Source organism: Catellatospora sichuanensis, assembly GCF_007483665.1.
Classification (GTDB): Bacteria; Actinomycetota; Actinomycetes; order Mycobacteriales; family Micromonosporaceae; genus Catellatospora; species Catellatospora sichuanensis.
On sequence record NZ_VIQO01000046.1, the window covers coordinates 58,301 to 73,405 of the forward strand.

Below are 15,105 nucleotides of genomic sequence, written 5' to 3' on the forward strand. Positions count from 1 at the left end.
CCATGGCTGGATTCCGCCAACGACGCGGGCCGACCGCCTCAACCTGGACCTGGTGCACACGCTGGATGAGACGCCGCCGGGCTGGACCGGCGAGACCGGCCGCATCACCGTCGACATGCTGCGCCGCCACCTGCCAACCGGCCACCATGGCTCGTCTGACACGGCGCGGGACCCGGCCGGGGCATGGCGTTGGCACCGGTCGTCCTCGGCGGCATCCACATCGTCCTCGCGGTCGGCGGCCCGCGCCGGCGCACACTGCACCACCTCGAGGACGTCTTGCATGACGCCGTTCCGGGAGCTGTCGTCATCTGGGACAGGGACACGCTGCAGCGGGAGGCCGACACCCGCCGCGGAGAGCCCACCGGCCATGACACCCCGGCCGGTCGCGTCGGCGTGAGTGACATTGGCGGGCTTCCGCCATGGCGCAGGCCCGCCCCCGTCGGGTGTAGATCATCATCGGTGCCTGTGGCACCTTGGGGCGGCCCATCGGCGACTCCATACAAAGGAGACCAATGATCGCCACCCGCCGCAATGCTGCTGTAGTTGCCGCAGCCACACTTCTATCTCTACTTACCGCTCCGGCACACGCCGGACCAGACAGCACGAGCGGCGAGGTCGGCGCGCTCGGCCAGGCGAAGGTCACCACCGTCACGCTGATCACCGGTGACCGGGCGGTCCTGCGGACCGACGCGAACGGTATGCACTCCGCCGGCCTGGAGCGCGACGGACTGCCCGCTTCGGACTACCTGACCCGGCAGCGGGGAGCCGACCTGTACGTGATCCCGGCCGAGGCCGTGCCGCTGCTCGCCGGCGGCCTGCTCGACGAGGAGCTGTTCAACGTCAGCGGTCTGGTGGCGCAAGGCTACGACGACGCGTCCACCGACACCATTCCGCTGCTGGCGGTGGCGAAGGACGATGCCGCCGCGGCGCGGGGGGTCCTGCCGGTCCCGAAGGAGGCGACACGGGGCCGGACGCTGCCATCGGCGTCCGCGGTCGCGTTCACCGCACCGAAGAACAAGACCGCGCAGGTATGGTCCGACCTGGCCGCAGAAGCGACCGGGGCCGGTGGCCCCCGCACCACGATCTGGCTGGACCGCAAGGTGAGCGCCAGCCTCGACAGCAGCGTGCCGGCGATCGGCGCGCCCGCCGCGTGGAGTGCCGGCTTCGACGGCGCGGGCACCAAGGTGGCGGTCCTGGACACCGGGTACGACGCCGCGCACCCCGACCTCGCGGGCCGGGTCGTTGCCGAGCAGAACTTCACCTACACGTGGAAGATCGACGACTTCGACGGCCACGGTACGCACGTCGCGTCGACCATCGCCGGTTCGGGCGCCGCCTCCCAGGGCCGGTCCCGCGGCGTGGCCCCCTCAGCCCAGCTGCTGGTCGGCAAGGTGCTCGACGACTACGGGCACGGGCAGACGTCCTGGATCATCGCCGGCATGGAGTGGGCCGTCGCCCAGGGCGCCGACGTGGTCAACATGAGCCTGGGCAGCGAGTCCCCCGACTGCACGGACCCCCTTGCCGTCGCCGTCGAGCATCTCGCCGCGACCAGCGGAGCCCTGTTCGTGGTGGCGGCGGGCAACGCCGGCCCGGGTCGCTCGACGGTGTCGTCGCCGGGCTGCGCTCCCAGTGTGCTGACTGTCGGCGCGGTCGACGACAAAGGCGCCACCGCGCAGTTCTCCAGCCGCGGCGCCGTCGCCGGAGGCGGGCGTAGCAAGCCCGATCTGGCTGCCCCGGGCGTCGCCATCATGGCGGCCAAGGCCGGCGGCAACGGCGACAACGCGTACACGGCCCTGTCCGGGACGTCGATGGCCGCGCCGCACGTGGCCGGCGCGGCAGCGATCCTGGCCCAGCAGCACCCGGACTGGACACCCGCGCGGATCAAGGCGGCACTCGTATCGGCGGCGCATCCCCGTACCGCATCGCGTGTGCAGGAGCAGGGCGCGGGCATGCTGGACGTCGCGCGTGCCACCCGGCAGACCGTGCTCGGGCCCGGACTTGTCGATGTGGCCGCCTTCAGCTGGCCGCACGGGCGCGACCAGACCGCGACGGCGCACATCGCCTACACCAACACCGCGAGCACCCCGGTCACGTTGAACGTGAAGCTGGGCGAGGTCACCGGTGAGGACGGGGCCCCAGCGCCCCGCGGCATGGTCTCGCTGGGTGCCGGCAGCGTCACGGTCCCGGCCGGGGGCACCGCCGAGGTCCCGGTCACCGTCGACGCGAGCGCGAAACTGGCACTGGAGGCGTACGGCTCCTTCGGCGGCCGCCTGACCGCGCGCACCGCGGACGGCAGCCAGGAGGTCGTCACGCCGTTCGCGTTCTGGGTCGAGCCGGAGACGGTGGAGTTGACCATCCGTACCACCGACCGGCGGGGCGAGGGCGCGACCTTCTCCAGCAGCGTCGAGGTGACCGGCCTGGACGACGCGACCTGGCAGGACTACTTCCCGGCAGGGGTGCGCGAGCAGACGATGCGGCTGCGGGCCGGCCGGTACGCGATCTCCGCGTTCATCTTCAGCGGTGAGCCCGGCACCACAGGTCAGCAGGGTGTCGCGCAGTCGGTGGCCTACCTCGGTGATCCCGAGATCGTCCTCGACCGGGACACCGTCCTGCACTACGACGCTCGGCGGGCGCACCGCATCCGGGTGGAGGCGGACCGGCCCGCGGAGAGCCAGGGCCTGCGCCTGGACTACGGCCGCTGGTGGGACAGATGGCTGGTCACGGGCGGGATGACGCTCGGCAAATACACCGACGAGGTGTACGCCGCACCCACCGGCAAGGCGAGGACCGGCGGATTCGAGTTCTCGGCGACGTGGCGGATGTTCGCTCCGGAGCTGTCCGTGACCGTCGCGGGTGACGGTGCTGCGGTGCCGGTCGAATACCTGCCGCGCTCACCGGCGCTGCCCGATACCCGTATCGCGGAGCTGGTCGATGCCGGATCCGGCACCGCGGCCGAGCTCGCGGCAGCCGGCGCCACCGGGCGGCTGGTGCTGGTGAACAGCCCGACCGACGTCAACCAGGCGGTGTACGAGGCGACGAACGCCGGCGCGCTCGGTGTGGTGCTCGCCCATGATGCGCCCGGCCGGTGGCTGCCGCGGCTGTACGCGGGCCCGTCGCTGCCCACGCTCTCGGTCACCCAGCCCGTGGAGGAGCAGCTGCGCGGCCGGCTCGCGAAGGGACCCGTTCGGCTCGCCTGGCAGGGCACGCCGGTCTCCCGCAGCCCGTACGTCTACAACCTGTCGTTCATCGCGGACGGCCGGATCAACGGTGCCCTTCGCGTGAAACACCACGACGACCGGCTGGCCAGGGTGCAAACCGACTGGTACACGAAGGGCGCGCCCGCGTCCTTCTACGACGTGATGTTCGTGCAGCGCCCGTACGCCGCGGATTTCAACCTCGGCGCGAACCTCGTCGGTGACGTCCACCCGCTCGACGCCCCGGTGACCCGGGTCGAGTACTACACCCCGGACAGCACACTGTGGTGGCACGGTGCGATCAGCGGGACCTGGAACGGGCTGGACACCGACGGCCCGAGGAGGCACGTCGCGGGCCGCAGCTCCGAGAGCTGGTACAAGCAGCCGGCCCGGCCGGGTGTGGGCTGGACCTACACCGGTGTCCGGGCGCCGATCGGCATCCGCGAGGCGAACACCGTGACCGCGTCGATCCCGCTGTGGCGCGACAGCGATCCCCACCATTTCGGGCAGGCCGCGGCCTATGACTACGGGCGGGTGGACCTGTACCGCAACGGAACCCTGTTCGGCCGCGGCGAGGCAGACCAGCCGGGGTACATGGTGCTGCAGGTGCCGGACGCGCCGGCCGACTACCGACTTCGGCTGTACGTGCAGAGATCTCCTGAGGTGGACCCGAACTGGCAGATGTCATTCGGGACCGACACCTTCTGGCGCTTCCGCTCGGCCCGCCCCGCCGACGGGGTCGCCGAACGGCTGCCGCTGCTGCTGCCCGAATACGACATGGAACTCGACCTGTACAACCTGGCGCCCGCCGTGTCCCACTACCCTGTCCGGCTGTCGGCGGAAGGTCAGCCCGGCTATGACGCCGGCCGGATCGTCGCGGCGCGGGCATGGGTGTCCTACGGCGCCCCGACCGAGGCTTCCGAGATCACCGACTGGATGGAGGTGCCGGTCGTGCACACCGGCGAGGGCTGGGTGGCACAGGTGAACAACGCCGCCGCGTCCGGCCGGTACGTCTCGCTGAAGGTCGACCTGCTCGATGAGCATGGCAACGGCGTGGAGCAGGCGATCGTCAGAGCGTACGGCGTGCGGTAGCAGCAAGATCCACCCGTACCGCGCGATCGAAACGCAGGTACGCCGGCTGCGGGGACGGTGAGGCCGTCGAAGCCTCACCGTCCCCCGACGTACGTCGAGTACGCCATTTGTACGTGGATCTCGCCGGCGTCACGTTCGGCGGAGCCGGCCTGGTCCACTGCCTCTACGCGCTCTCGGCGCGTCTACCGGGCGTGGCCATCACGCTGTGCGGACCGTCGGGGATCACCCGCCAGGTCATCGTGTTGACCTGGCTGGACCAGGTGGCCGCTCTGTGCGACAGCACCCGTGAGCAGTGCGGTTCCTCGCAGCAGTTCGCCGGCGGCTCGGCGAGCTTCCTTGTGCGAACCAGCGTAAAATCGGGCAAGACGGGCTTTGGGAAAGATTGTTTGACGTCCGTGTTCGGAGGGCGGTAGCCATGACTGTTCGAACTCCTTCCATCGAAGATCATCCCGACCTTGCCGAGCTTCGGTTGCGGTACGAGGAAGCCGCCGAAACCAAGGCGGCACAGGTAGTAGAAGGTCTGACCTTCCTCGCGGGTCTCTACCTCGCCATCTCGCCATGGGTGGTCGGCTTCACCAGCCACTCCAGCCTGACCGCGAGCAACGTCTTCACCGGTGTCGCACTGGCGGTGCTGGCATTGTGCTTCGCCACCATGTACGGACGTTCGCACCGGATCGTGTGGGTCGCCCCGATCATCAGCGCATGGGCGATCGTCGCACCTTGGCTTGTCAGCGGACCCGCACCAAGCGTGGGCGCCATCGTCAGCAACGTCATCGTCGGCCTGGTGGGCCTGGCGTGCACCCTTGCGATGATGTCCGTAGGCAGGCGAAGGGCCGCCGGCACGGCAGGCCTCGGGGCGTCGGCCGAACCTCTCCGCGACGGGCGTCGGTTATAGACCCCAATCCCGTAGCGCGACGGCACCGGAAAGTACGTGGGACGATCCCGCGTAGGCACATCATGCGGCCGGCCGTTTCCGTCTGACGGGCGACCACGCTCGACGTCAGCCGGTTGTCGTCGCGACCAGGGACCTGAACGCGTCCACGCCGGTGAGCTCGGCCGACAACTCCCACAGGCGCGCCGCCTCTGCGGGGTCTATCGCGTGGGCGTGCACGCCGCCCGAGTCGCTTGCCGGGCCGGCGATGTCGCAGTCCTCGCAGTACACGCCGCCCATGCCCGCGAGCTGCGGTGAGGTCGCTGCCCACACCTGCGTCGCCGCGCCCTGCTCGAGGGTCTTGAAGGTCGGGTCGGCCAGGTTGCCGTCCTCGTCGATCCAGCCTGCGGCGACCATCTCGTCTGTGGACAGGTGACGCTGCAAGGGGGTGAGGATGGCACCGGGGTGCAGCGCGAACGCTCGGACGCCGGCATCGCGCCCGAGCTTGTCGAGGTGCACGGCGAAGAGCACGTTGGCTGCCTTGGCCTGCCCGTACGCCTGCCAGCGGTCGTAGCCCGTCGTGGACTGCACGTCGTGCCAGCGGATGCCGGTGATGCCGTGGGCACCGGAGGAGACGGCGACGACCCGGCCGCGGGCGCGGGCGATCGCGGGCCAGATCCGGTTGATCAGCGCGTAGTGGCCGAGGTGGTTGACCGCGAACTGCGCCTCCCAGCCTGGGCCGACCCGAGTCTCGGGGCAGGCCATGATGCCCGCGTTGTTGATGACGATGTCGGCATCGCGGCCGGAGGCGCAAAAGCGCTCGGCGAACCCGCGGACGCTGTCGAGATCGGCCAGGTCGAGTGCGTCGATCTCGACGCCGTCGATCCCGCCGAGCTCTTGCCTGGCGAGCTCGGGTCGCTTGGCGGGGACGACGACGTGGGCGCCGGCACCAGCCAGCGCGCGTGTCGTCACCAGCCCGAGGCCGGAGTATCCGCCAGTGACGATGGCCGTCTTGCCGGTCAGATCGATCCCTTTGAGAACGTCGTCGGTGGTACTGCGGGCGTCGAAACCCGAGCCGATCCCGCGCTGCGGTGTGGTCATGAACCCGAAGTTAGATGCTCGACCGGGGTCTAGGTCAACGGCGTACGCTCGGCGGATGACCGCGGCGGCGAGTGGGCTGACTATCGGCCAGGTCTGCGCGCGGACCGGCCTGAGTGTGCACACCCTGCGCCTGTACGAGCGGGAGGGTCTGTTTGCGGGTGAGGTGCGGCGCGATGGGCGCGGCCGTCGCGTCTACTCGGCGTGGGATGTGGAGTGGCTGGAGTACTGCATGAGGTTCCGTGCGTCGGGTATGCCGCTGGCCACGATCCGGCGCTTCGCCGAGCTTGTGCGGCAGGGAGTCGGCAACGAGCACATCCGCCTCAAGCTGCTGCGTGAGCATCGGGATGTGGTGGTGGAGCGGATCGCGGAGCTGACCGCCTGCCTCGAAGTGATCGATTTCAAGGTCGGCGTGTACGAAGAGCACCTGGCGCAGGGCAATGCGGGAGACCTGTGGGGGCCGCCATGACGGCGCCGCGTTCAAGGAAGGCCATGCCATCGCGGGCCGAAGTCTGCCGGCCCGGCGCCCCGCCCGGCCACGACCGGGGCGCCACCCCGCTCTAGGGTGTCGAGCGCCGGCGGTTCGGCAGCCACCATGCCGTGACCAGGTGCTCGGTGCGTTTGAGGTCGAGGCCGGTGAGTTCTTGGAATCGCCGTATCCGGTACCGGACGGTGTTGGGGTGCACGGCCAGCCGCGCGGAGACTTCGCGTACCTGCTGATCGTGTTCGAGGTAGACCCGGGTGGTCTGCTCGATGTCGTGATTTGCCCGGCCCGGACCGTCGAACGCTTTCAGATGCCGTTCGCACAGCCCGGCACCTGAGGTTCGTGGTCGGCTACACCCCGCTTGAATTCCGTGACACCCTGCACATGCTCGCCGACGGCAAGGTCGACCCGGCCATGCTGATCACCGGTACGGTCGGACTCGGCCACGTGCGGACAGCCTTCGAGGCACCGTGGCCCGACGACCACGCCAAGATCATGATCGATCCGAGTCGCACTGCGGTGAGCTGGCAACGCGCCTAGGACACTGTCACAGCGGAGCTACGGGCGTTCGGTGACCAGCGTTGACTCGCCCGTGGGTCACCGAAGCTGTTCTTCCTGGTTGTGGGTGTGACATGTGTACGAAGGTGGCAGGATCGCCCGCGTGACCGAGGGAAAGTTCGTGAACGTGAGCCGGCCGCTGGGCGGCGGACCGTACGCCTGTCCGTGCTGCGGGTACCTGACCCTCGACGAGCGGGGCGGATATGAGCTCTGCCCGGTGTGCTTCTGGGAGGACGACGGCCAGGACCAGCACGACGCGGATGAAGTGCGAGGCGGGCCGAACGGCAAGCTCAGCCTCACCGCGGCCCGCCGTAACTTCGCGAACCTCGGCGCGTCGTCGGAGAAGCGCCTGGCAAACGTGCGCGCACCGCGCGACGAGGAGCATCCGCTGGCTCACGGCTGAGTCCCGACTCAGTCGTCGGCGTAACCGACAACGGCGGTTGCTCCCGCTTACCGCTGTGGGCCGACCGGAACACCCCGCTCGGCGGGCTTCCGCAGGGGCGACGGATCGACGACACCGGCCGTTCGGCCTAACCGGGGTCACGCGCTCGGCTGCTTACCCCTATCCTCCCGGGGTGCTCGAGAACCTCAACATCACAGAACTCCTCCTTCTGCTGCCTGTCGCGGCCGTGACGGTCACCGTCCTCGGCTACTTCGCCGGCCGGGCCTTCCGGCGGTGGCGCTCACAGGCCAGCCGGTGACCAGACGGCGAGCCCACCGCACGAGGGATCGGGCCATCCGCCCATGCCGTGGGCTGCCCGCTGCGGCGGTGCTGACTCCGTCCGCGCGTCCTGGCGGCATGCGCGGCCCGGCGTATCGCTCATCAGTCGCCATCACATGATCAGCCAGACGGGCTCGTGTTCGCCCCGGCGCGTGTGCGGATGCCTTCCCGGCCGGTCGGACAGAATAGCAACATGACCATTGTCAAGATCAATGCCATCACGGTGCCGGCCGACAGCGGCGACGAGTTGGCGCGCCGCTTCGCCGCGCGGGCCGGCGCCGTCGATGACCAGGACGGATTCGAAGGCTTCGAGTTGCTCCGCCCGAACGACGAGCGGACCACGTGGCTCGTCATCACCCGCTGGCGCGACGAGGATGCATTCCAGGCATGGGTCAGTTCGCCCGCCTTCGCGCACGGCCACCGCTCCGCCGCCGAGCGCGCGGGTGAGCAGGCGCCGCCACCAGTAGGAGTGCACAGCGAGGTCTGGTCATACGTTCCCGCCGGCGGATCGAGCCCGGCACGACCGTGACAGAGCCAGGCCCGTCGCGAACCCGGCCGAACGTTCGCGGTCACCCCCGGGTAGGCATGGAGCTGGTTTGCTGAGGTCAGGCCGGGCGACGTCCCCATGCCGAGATCAGCGGCGGAGGGTGAGGTCGAGCCCGCCCGCATCGACGGCGGCCAGGTGCGCGTCGATCTCGACGTCGTTGGCCAGCCCCGCCGCGAGCAACTCGGCGCGGACCATGCGCACCGTCGCGGTCTTCAAGCGGTCGCAGGCCACCCCGCCGACCGGGAAGCAGCCGGCCGCCGTGACATCGACCAGGCCCGCCGCACGCAACGCCCGTGGCAGCGTACGGCCGAAGCGCAGATCGGCGCCGCGGCGGGTCATCAACTCCCGGACGGCGCGCCGCAGCCGGTTGGCGCGCACCTCGGAGCAACGACGGAAAGGCATACGCCATGGCGCTGCTCAGCTGGCTGTCCGGGTCCGCCGACGAGCGCCCCGACGCGGTCCGGGTCGACGGCCAGGCGGTGTCCTGGGTGCAGCTGCGCCGCCTCGCCGCCGCGGTCGCCGACGACCTGCGTGGTGTCGACCGGGTCGCCGTGACGGCGACGTCCAGCATGCATACCGTGGTCGGCGTCGTGGGCGCGCTGCTGGCCGGCGCGGCGGTCGTGCCGGTGCCGCCGGACGCCGGACCGGTGGAACGCGACCACATCCTGCGCGACTCGCAGGCCGGGGCGCTGCTCGCACCGGCCGACGGCGAGCGGCCGGACCCCACCTCGGGACCGCCGGTCGTCCCTGTCGACCTCACCCGGCACTCGGACACGAGCCACCCGGAGCCCGACCCGGCCACCAGTGCACTGATCCTCTACACCAGCGGCACCACCGGTGCGCCGAAGGGCGTGGTGCTGTCCCGGCGGGCCGTCGCCGCCTGCCTCGACGGGCTCGCCGCGGCCTGGGCCTGGACGCCGGACGACCGGCTGGTGCACGGGCTGCCGCTGTTCCACGTGCACGGCCTGGTGCTCGGCGTGCTCGGTCCGCTGCGGGTGGGCAGCGGGCTGCACCACGTGGGCCGGTTCCGCCCGGAGCAGTACGCGGCCGCGGGCGGCTCGCTGTACTTCGGCGTACCCACCATCTGGTCGCGGATCGCCGCCGACGCAGACTCGGCCCGGGCGCTGCGCGCGGCGCGGCTGCTGGTCTCGGGCAGCGCCGCGCTGCCCGCGTCGGTCTTCGCCGACCTCGCGGGTCTCACCGGCCATCAGGTCGTCGAGCGGTACGGCATGACCGAAACGTTGATCACCGTGAGCGCCACGGCCGACGGGCCCCGCCGCCCAGGCACCGTCGGGCTGCCGCTGCCCGGAGTGCGGACCCGGGTGGTGGACGAGGCGGGCCGGCCGGTCCCTGCGGACGGGATGGGGGAACTCGAGGTCTGCGGCCAGACCCTCTTCGAGGGCTACCTCAACCGCTCCGACGCCGATGCGGCCACCCGCACCGAGGACGGCTGGTTCCGCACCGGAGACGTGGCCACCATCGGCCCGGACGGCTGGCACCGCATCGTCGGCCGGGCCGCCACCGACCTGATCAAGAGCGGTGGATACCGGATCGGCGCCGGCGAGGTGGAGGACGCGCTGCTCGCGCACCCCGGCGTCCGGGAGGCCGCCGTGGTCGGCACCCCCCACCCCGACCTCGGCCAGCAGGTGACCGCGTACGTGGTGGGCGACGGCGTGCACGAGGCCGAACTGATCGACTTCGTGGCGCGGCACCTGTCGGCGCACAAGCGTCCCCGCCAGGTGCGGCTGGTCGAGGCGCTGCCGCGCAACGCCCTCGGCAAGGTGCAGAAGAGCAGGCTCGCAGCGGACTGAGCGAGCCCTCGACACGCGCCGGAACGAGATGCTGGCGCTCGCCCGCCGGCACAGCTGGGTCGAGGACTGACGAGGTTCCGCCTGACCGGGGCACGTTCCGAAACTCGATCACCCCGGCGGCTCGGCCGGTGCGATGATCTACGCCTGGGTCGCTGGCTCAACTGGCAGAGCATCCGACTGAGTAGCGCGTCCGCTTACCGCCCGTGCGGTCATGGAGGCGCTTCCTTCTCCTTGTCGGATCGGAAGGTTCGGGGGGTACCTCCGCGCAAGCGGAGGATCTGGCATTCAGCTCCCGCGCTCTCCTCGGCCGTCGCCCGCCGTTCGTGAGTGGATCCACCTGCGCACGAACAGCCGGTAGGCGGCGTCGGTCGCCGCCGGATCGGCTCCGGCGAGCAGTTCCAGCAGCAGCCCACGGCTGGTGGCGATACCGAGCAGCAGCGTGTCGCGGTCCAGCGGCCGGTCGAGCCGGTGCACGATCGCCTCGGCGGGGCATGCCCCTGGTCGCACGGCCGGCCGTCCGCATGATCGGATCGGTTCGCCGCGATCGGGCGCGGCCGGGGGTTGTTCGGCCAGGCTTGACGTCGAAGGGAGGCCACATGATCTCGGCACTCAACCGGCTCGTCGACCTCGTCGAGCAGCACCTCACCGAGGAGCTCGACCTCGGCGGGCTGGCCGGTTCGCTCGGCACCACCGAGTACCACCTGCGCCGGATGTTCTCGTCGCTGTCGGGCATGCCGCTGTCGGAGTACGTACGCCGCCGGCGCATGACCGTCGCCGCCGCCGACGTGGTCCGCGGCGAGGACGACCTGCTGAGCATCGCGGTCCGGCACGGGTACGGCTCGACCGAGGCGTTCGGTCGCGCGTTCCGGGCCGTGCACGGGGCGAGCCCCGGTGACGTCCGCCGCGATGGTGGCCCCCTTCGTACACAACCGCAGCTCAGGTTCCGCCTGACCGTCGAAGGGAGCATCCCCATGGACACCCGCATCGTCGAGCGCCCCGCGTTCCGCCTCATCGGGCACGCGGCCCGTGTTCCGCTGATCCACCACGGCGTCAACCCGCACATCCAGCAGCACATCGCCTCGCTGCCGGTGGCCGAGCACGGCCGGCTGAAGGCCCTCAGCGCCGCCGAGCCGGCCGGTCTGCTGCAGGTCACCGACGGCGTCGACCCCGACGCGGTCGAAGGCACCCAGCTGACCTACCTGCATGGCGTCGCCGTGGCCGCGGACGCCGCCGTGCCCGGCGACCTCGACGCCATCGAGGTGCCGGCGGGGCGGTGGGCGGTCTTCAGCACCTCCGGCCCGTACCCGCAGGCGCTTCAGACGACCTGGGCCGCGACGGCCACCGAGTGGTTCCCGTCCAACCCGTGGCGGCTGCGGCCGGGTCCGTCGATCGTCGCGATCCTCGACCGGGCGGCCGACTTCAGCACCGCGACCTGCGAGCTGTGGCTGCCTGTCGAAGCGGCGTGACCTGAGCACCCGCATCCGTCGACCGGCGGGGGTCGTGCTCAGCCGAGGGTGATCTGGCCGTCGCTGATGGTGACGGCCTTCGGGCCGAGGGGCAGCGTGGCGGGGCCCACGACGACGGAGCCGTCGGTCGCCGAGAAGCGGCTGCCGTGGCAACGGCAGATGATCTGGTCGTTCTCGACGGCGGTGACCTGGCAGCCCCAGTGTGTGCAGGTCGATGTGAACGCCTTGAAGTCGCCTTCCACGGGTTGGGTGACGACGACCATCGCTGTGCTGTAAATCTTGCCTCCGCCGACCGGGATGTCCGTGGCCGGGCCGAGCGTGACGGGCTCGACCACGGGCACGACGGGGTCGGCTGCAGGCGCGGCGATGGCGGGGGTGACCGGCGAGCCGTGGGCCCCTGTCAGGCCACCGGTCGCTGCCGCGCCTGCGCTGGTCAGCAGTGTTCGTCGGGTCGCACCCATGCCATCCCCCTGTTGATCGACAACCGCAGCCTAGCGTCGTTTTTTGCGCCAGATGTCCTTTCTGTGGCAAGTGGGGATCGGGCCGGACGCGACGTGGGGTCCCGGCGGCAGCCGGGACCCCACTCAGGAAACCGGGTGTCGTCAACCGCAGTGGTGGATGTCGCTCCTGGCCTGCGCCACGACCACATCGGCTACGCCGGGCGCGCTGACCCGCAACGCCGTGACGGCCAGGCCGGCCGAGGCACCGGGAACCGGCTTCTGCTCGTTGAGCGTGACGGTCAGTACGCCGACGCGGATCACCGTGTTCGGCGCGATGGCGGCCACGGGTCGGCTGACCCCGCCGATGGTGAGCGCGCCCAGGCTCACCGACCCGGTGGCGGCCGGTGTGAGCGGCCCGACCTGGCAGGTGCTGCGGGACACGGCGTGCACGTCGGTGGCCCGGATGGCGGGCAGGCCCGGCAGGCCGATGGTCAGTTCGTCAGTCCACGCGTTGGCGACCGATCTGGCCTGGCCGGTGTCGACGCGGGCGCCGATGGCGCTCGCGCGGACGATGCCGGCGGTGACCCGGCCGCCGACCCGCTCGGTGTGGGAGGTCGCCGAGGTGGAGATCTCCCCGGTGTCGCTCACCACGAGCGGCGGCAGCGCCAGCACCTTGCTGGACAGGCCGACAGCGCGGCCGGTGTGGTAGAGCAACTTCGCGGTCGCGCTCGCCTGGGACGGCAGGTACTGACCGTCGCCGGCGAAGTCGGCGGACACCGGCACGCTGGTCGCCGGTGCGGGCTGTGCCACGTTCGCGATGGTGCAGGTGGCGACGCCCGCGGCGTTGGTGGTGCCGGTGCACGACTGCGCCGATGCGCCCGAGCCCAGCGTGAACGTGACGGTGCGGCTGCTGATCGGGCCGTCGCCGTCCTCGCGCAGCGTGCCGCTCAGGGTGGCCGGGAAGTCGTTGGCGACCGTGCCGGGTCCGTCGACGGTCAGCGTCGTACCGTGCCTCCACACCAGATCGCCGCTGGGCACCGTGCCCGTCCCGGACACACCGATGTAGTAGGTCTCGCCCGCCGTCGCGGTGAACCGTGGGTTCGCCGCCCGCACCCGATGGGTCTTCTTGGGCTTCTTGTTCTTGTCTTTCTGCTTGCCGGCGAGTTGCCGGGGCGCGGCGGCGACGCGGTCGGCCACGGTGACCTGTCCGCGGTAGACCGACAGCGCGGCGCCGGCGGTGTGGCTGAACTCGACCGGCCCGGCCGTGGCGGTCCAGCGGTACCAGGCCGTCGCCGTCGGTGCGTCCGCCCCTGACCCCTCGGCCGGGTCGCCGGTGGCGATGCCGACGTCGGTGTTCTGAGAGCCGGTGGATCCGCTGATCGCCACCGCTCCGGTGGGGACGTCGTTGGCCGGGTACTGCGGCATGATCTGCACGCAGATCGGGCCGGTGTCGCTCTCGGTGCGGGTGCCGACACCGATCAGGTACACCCGCTCTGAGGGCTCGCCGCCCTGGCTGGCCCACGTGTGCAGGGTCTGCGGTGTGCCCTGGGAGTCGTTCTCGCCCTGGGTCCACCGGGCCATCAGGTCGTGCTGCAGGGTGTCGCCGGTGGAGTGGAACACCCCGACCACGGTGTCCACGGTGCTGCCCGCGGTGGACACCACCACCGGCGTGGACGTGTCCGGCGGATCGTAGTTGAACCACAACGTGTGGTGCGCCGCGATGCCGGGGACCAGTTCGGCCTCCCCGGCGTCGACGCCCCGGTCGCCGGCGAGCGTGCAGTACCGCTCACTGGCGGCCCGTTCGGAGGTCCACGGGTGCTCGGTGCGCTCGGTGGGGCCGCTGTCCAGCACGCTCTGCAGCCAGTCGCGGGCGGGGCCGCTGCCGACCATGGCGTACGTGCCGGGGCTGCCGCAGTACTCCGGGGCCTTGGACAGCGCGCCCGCGACGACCGTTCCGCGTGGAGTCGTCACCAGCGCGGGGCTGCCGCTGTCGCCGCCGCAGACGCCGCTGCCGGCGGCGAAGGTCGCGGTCAGCACGTCGGTGCTGGTGGTGACGGTGCCGTCAACGGTCTGCAGGGTTTCGGCCGGTCCGGTGTCCGGTCCCGTGACGCCCCAGCCGACCGCGGTCATCGGGTCACTCGGGCCGTCCCAGGCCGCCGACTCGCCCGGCTCGGCCAGCGGCGCGAACGGAATGTCGGCCGGTTCGGCGAGCCGGATCAGGGCCAGGTCGAGCGACGGGTCGGCGCCGGGCTGGGACGGCCAGGACGGGTGGCGCCGGGCGCCGGCCACGGCGACAGAGGTCGCGGTCTCGACAGTGGTGCCGCCGAGTGCGACCCGCATGCGGTATGGCCGCAGCGCGTCGACGCAGTGCCCGGCCGTCAGCACCCACTCGGGCCGGACGAGAGCACCGCTGCACACGAGACCCGGCAGGGTGACCCGGGCGATGAAGGGGAACTGGCCGTCGGTGGCGTCAGATCCGCCGCCGACCGCGTGGGCGGGTTGTGCCAGGCCGGTCAGGCCCGACAGCGGCAGCGCCAGGAGGGCGAGCAGCGACCAGGCCCGCCTCCGCGGTCGCCGTGTTGTCGACGGGCCGGGTGCGCCGGCCCGCAGACGCGTACGATTCATGGACTCACATCCCGTCAGATGCAGTGAGGGCCGTGGATACGGCCTGATCAGTCAACTGACGGGCCGGACAGCTGGTTACTCTCCGCCACCGTGGGGCCGCCATGAAGAGCTCGACGCAGCCCGCCCGGACAGCGGCTCGCAGGCCCAACGGGGACCCTGTCCAAAACAGGGCGGTCTCCAGCGGCGTGCGGCAGGCCC

The 15,105-nt window shown here is 71.3% G+C and carries 16 protein-coding genes; 10 read left to right on the forward strand and 6 right to left on the reverse strand.

The window, feature by feature from the left end; translation table 11 throughout:
* Positions 1-512 precede the first annotated feature (512 nt).
* From FLL47_RS39930 to FLL47_RS39940, 3 genes are all read left to right on the forward strand, one after another.
* Positions 513-4,286 (forward strand): S8 family serine peptidase, encoded by a 3,774-nt coding sequence (locus FLL47_RS39930; protein ID WP_144127886.1) that lies wholly within the window; start codon positions 513-515, stop codon positions 4,284-4,286.
* Between the two features lie 113 nt (positions 4,287-4,399).
* Positions 4,400-4,699, forward strand: coding sequence for a hypothetical protein (locus tag FLL47_RS39935; protein ID WP_144127887.1), 300 nt, complete (start codon positions 4,400-4,402; stop codon positions 4,697-4,699).
* A 2-nt stretch (positions 4,700-4,701) separates the two neighbouring features.
* A complete protein-coding gene (locus FLL47_RS39940) occupies positions 4,702-5,181 on the forward strand; it encodes an SPW repeat protein (RefSeq protein WP_144127888.1) in 480 nt (159 codons plus the stop codon).
* Positions 5,182-5,286: 105 nt separating this feature from the next.
* Here the strand turns inward: FLL47_RS39940 and FLL47_RS39945 are convergent, their stop codons facing one another.
* Positions 5,287-6,258: an SDR family NAD(P)-dependent oxidoreductase gene (locus tag FLL47_RS39945; protein ID WP_144127889.1), complete on the reverse strand. Its 972-nt coding sequence runs from the start codon at positions 6,256-6,258 to the stop codon at positions 5,287-5,289.
* A gap of 55 nt (positions 6,259-6,313) precedes the next feature.
* Here FLL47_RS39945 and FLL47_RS39950 point away from each other — a divergent pair, with 55 nt between their 5' ends.
* A complete protein-coding gene (locus FLL47_RS39950; protein ID WP_144127890.1) occupies positions 6,314-6,724 on the forward strand; it encodes a MerR family transcriptional regulator in 411 nt (136 codons plus the stop codon).
* A gap of 91 nt (positions 6,725-6,815) precedes the next feature.
* Here the strand turns inward: FLL47_RS39950 and FLL47_RS45290 are convergent, their stop codons facing one another.
* A complete protein-coding gene (locus FLL47_RS45290) occupies positions 6,816-7,106 on the reverse strand; it encodes a helix-turn-helix domain-containing protein (protein ID WP_144127923.1) in 291 nt (96 codons plus the stop codon).
* Here FLL47_RS45290 and FLL47_RS39960 point away from each other — a divergent pair.
* The 4 genes from FLL47_RS39960 to FLL47_RS39970 all read left to right on the forward strand — a co-directional run bounded on the left by FLL47_RS39960 (position 7,082) and on the right by FLL47_RS39970 (position 8,547).
* The gene (locus tag FLL47_RS39960) at positions 7,082-7,279 is read left to right on the forward strand and encodes a hypothetical protein (RefSeq protein WP_222106413.1); all 198 of its coding nucleotides are present in this window, start codon (positions 7,082-7,084) and stop codon (positions 7,277-7,279) included. The two genes, FLL47_RS45290 and FLL47_RS39960, sit on opposite strands and share 25 nt — an antisense overlap.
* 121 nt (positions 7,280-7,400) lie before the next feature.
* On the forward strand, positions 7,401-7,700 hold the full coding sequence (locus tag FLL47_RS39965; RefSeq protein ID WP_246159299.1) for a CPCC family cysteine-rich protein: 300 nt from the start codon (positions 7,401-7,403) through the stop codon (positions 7,698-7,700).
* Between the two features lie 172 nt (positions 7,701-7,872).
* Positions 7,873-7,998 (forward strand): hypothetical protein, encoded by a 126-nt coding sequence (locus FLL47_RS44915; RefSeq protein ID WP_281286786.1) that lies wholly within the window; start codon positions 7,873-7,875, stop codon positions 7,996-7,998.
* A gap of 213 nt (positions 7,999-8,211) precedes the next feature.
* Complete coding sequence (locus FLL47_RS39970; RefSeq protein WP_144127891.1) at positions 8,212-8,547, forward strand: antibiotic biosynthesis monooxygenase family protein; 336 nt, start codon at positions 8,212-8,214, stop codon at positions 8,545-8,547.
* 105 nt (positions 8,548-8,652) lie between these two features.
* On the opposite strand, the gene FLL47_RS39975 is transcribed toward FLL47_RS39970, so the two are convergent.
* Positions 8,653-8,967, reverse strand: coding sequence for a hypothetical protein (locus tag FLL47_RS39975; protein WP_246159300.1), 315 nt, complete (start codon positions 8,965-8,967; stop codon positions 8,653-8,655).
* Between the two features lie 5 nt (positions 8,968-8,972).
* Between FLL47_RS39975 and FLL47_RS39980 the strand changes: the two genes are divergently transcribed.
* The gene (locus FLL47_RS39980) at positions 8,973-10,376 is read left to right on the forward strand and encodes an acyl-CoA synthetase (protein ID WP_144127892.1); all 1,404 of its coding nucleotides are present in this window, start codon (positions 8,973-8,975) and stop codon (positions 10,374-10,376) included.
* Positions 10,377-10,661: 285 nt separating this feature from the next.
* Here FLL47_RS39980 and FLL47_RS39990 read toward each other — a convergent pair whose 3' ends face one another.
* A complete protein-coding gene (locus tag FLL47_RS39990; protein WP_144127894.1) occupies positions 10,662-10,883 on the reverse strand; it encodes a hypothetical protein in 222 nt (73 codons plus the stop codon).
* Positions 10,884-10,972: 89 nt separating this feature from the next.
* Here FLL47_RS39990 and FLL47_RS39995 point away from each other — a divergent pair, with 89 nt between their 5' ends.
* Positions 10,973-11,842, forward strand: coding sequence for an AraC family transcriptional regulator (locus FLL47_RS39995; protein WP_144127895.1), 870 nt, complete (start codon positions 10,973-10,975; stop codon positions 11,840-11,842).
* 38 nt (positions 11,843-11,880) lie between these two features.
* Here the strand turns inward: FLL47_RS39995 and FLL47_RS45295 are convergent, their stop codons facing one another.
* Both FLL47_RS45295 and FLL47_RS40005 read right to left on the reverse strand, forming a co-directional pair.
* Positions 11,881-12,303, reverse strand: a complete 423-nt coding sequence (locus tag FLL47_RS45295) for a Rieske (2Fe-2S) protein (protein ID WP_144127896.1) — start codon at positions 12,301-12,303, stop codon at positions 11,881-11,883.
* A 141-nt stretch (positions 12,304-12,444) separates the two neighbouring features.
* Complete coding sequence (locus FLL47_RS40005) at positions 12,445-14,907, reverse strand: choice-of-anchor P family protein (protein ID WP_144127897.1); 2,463 nt, start codon at positions 14,905-14,907, stop codon at positions 12,445-12,447.
* Between the last annotated feature and the right edge of the window lie 198 nt (positions 14,908-15,105).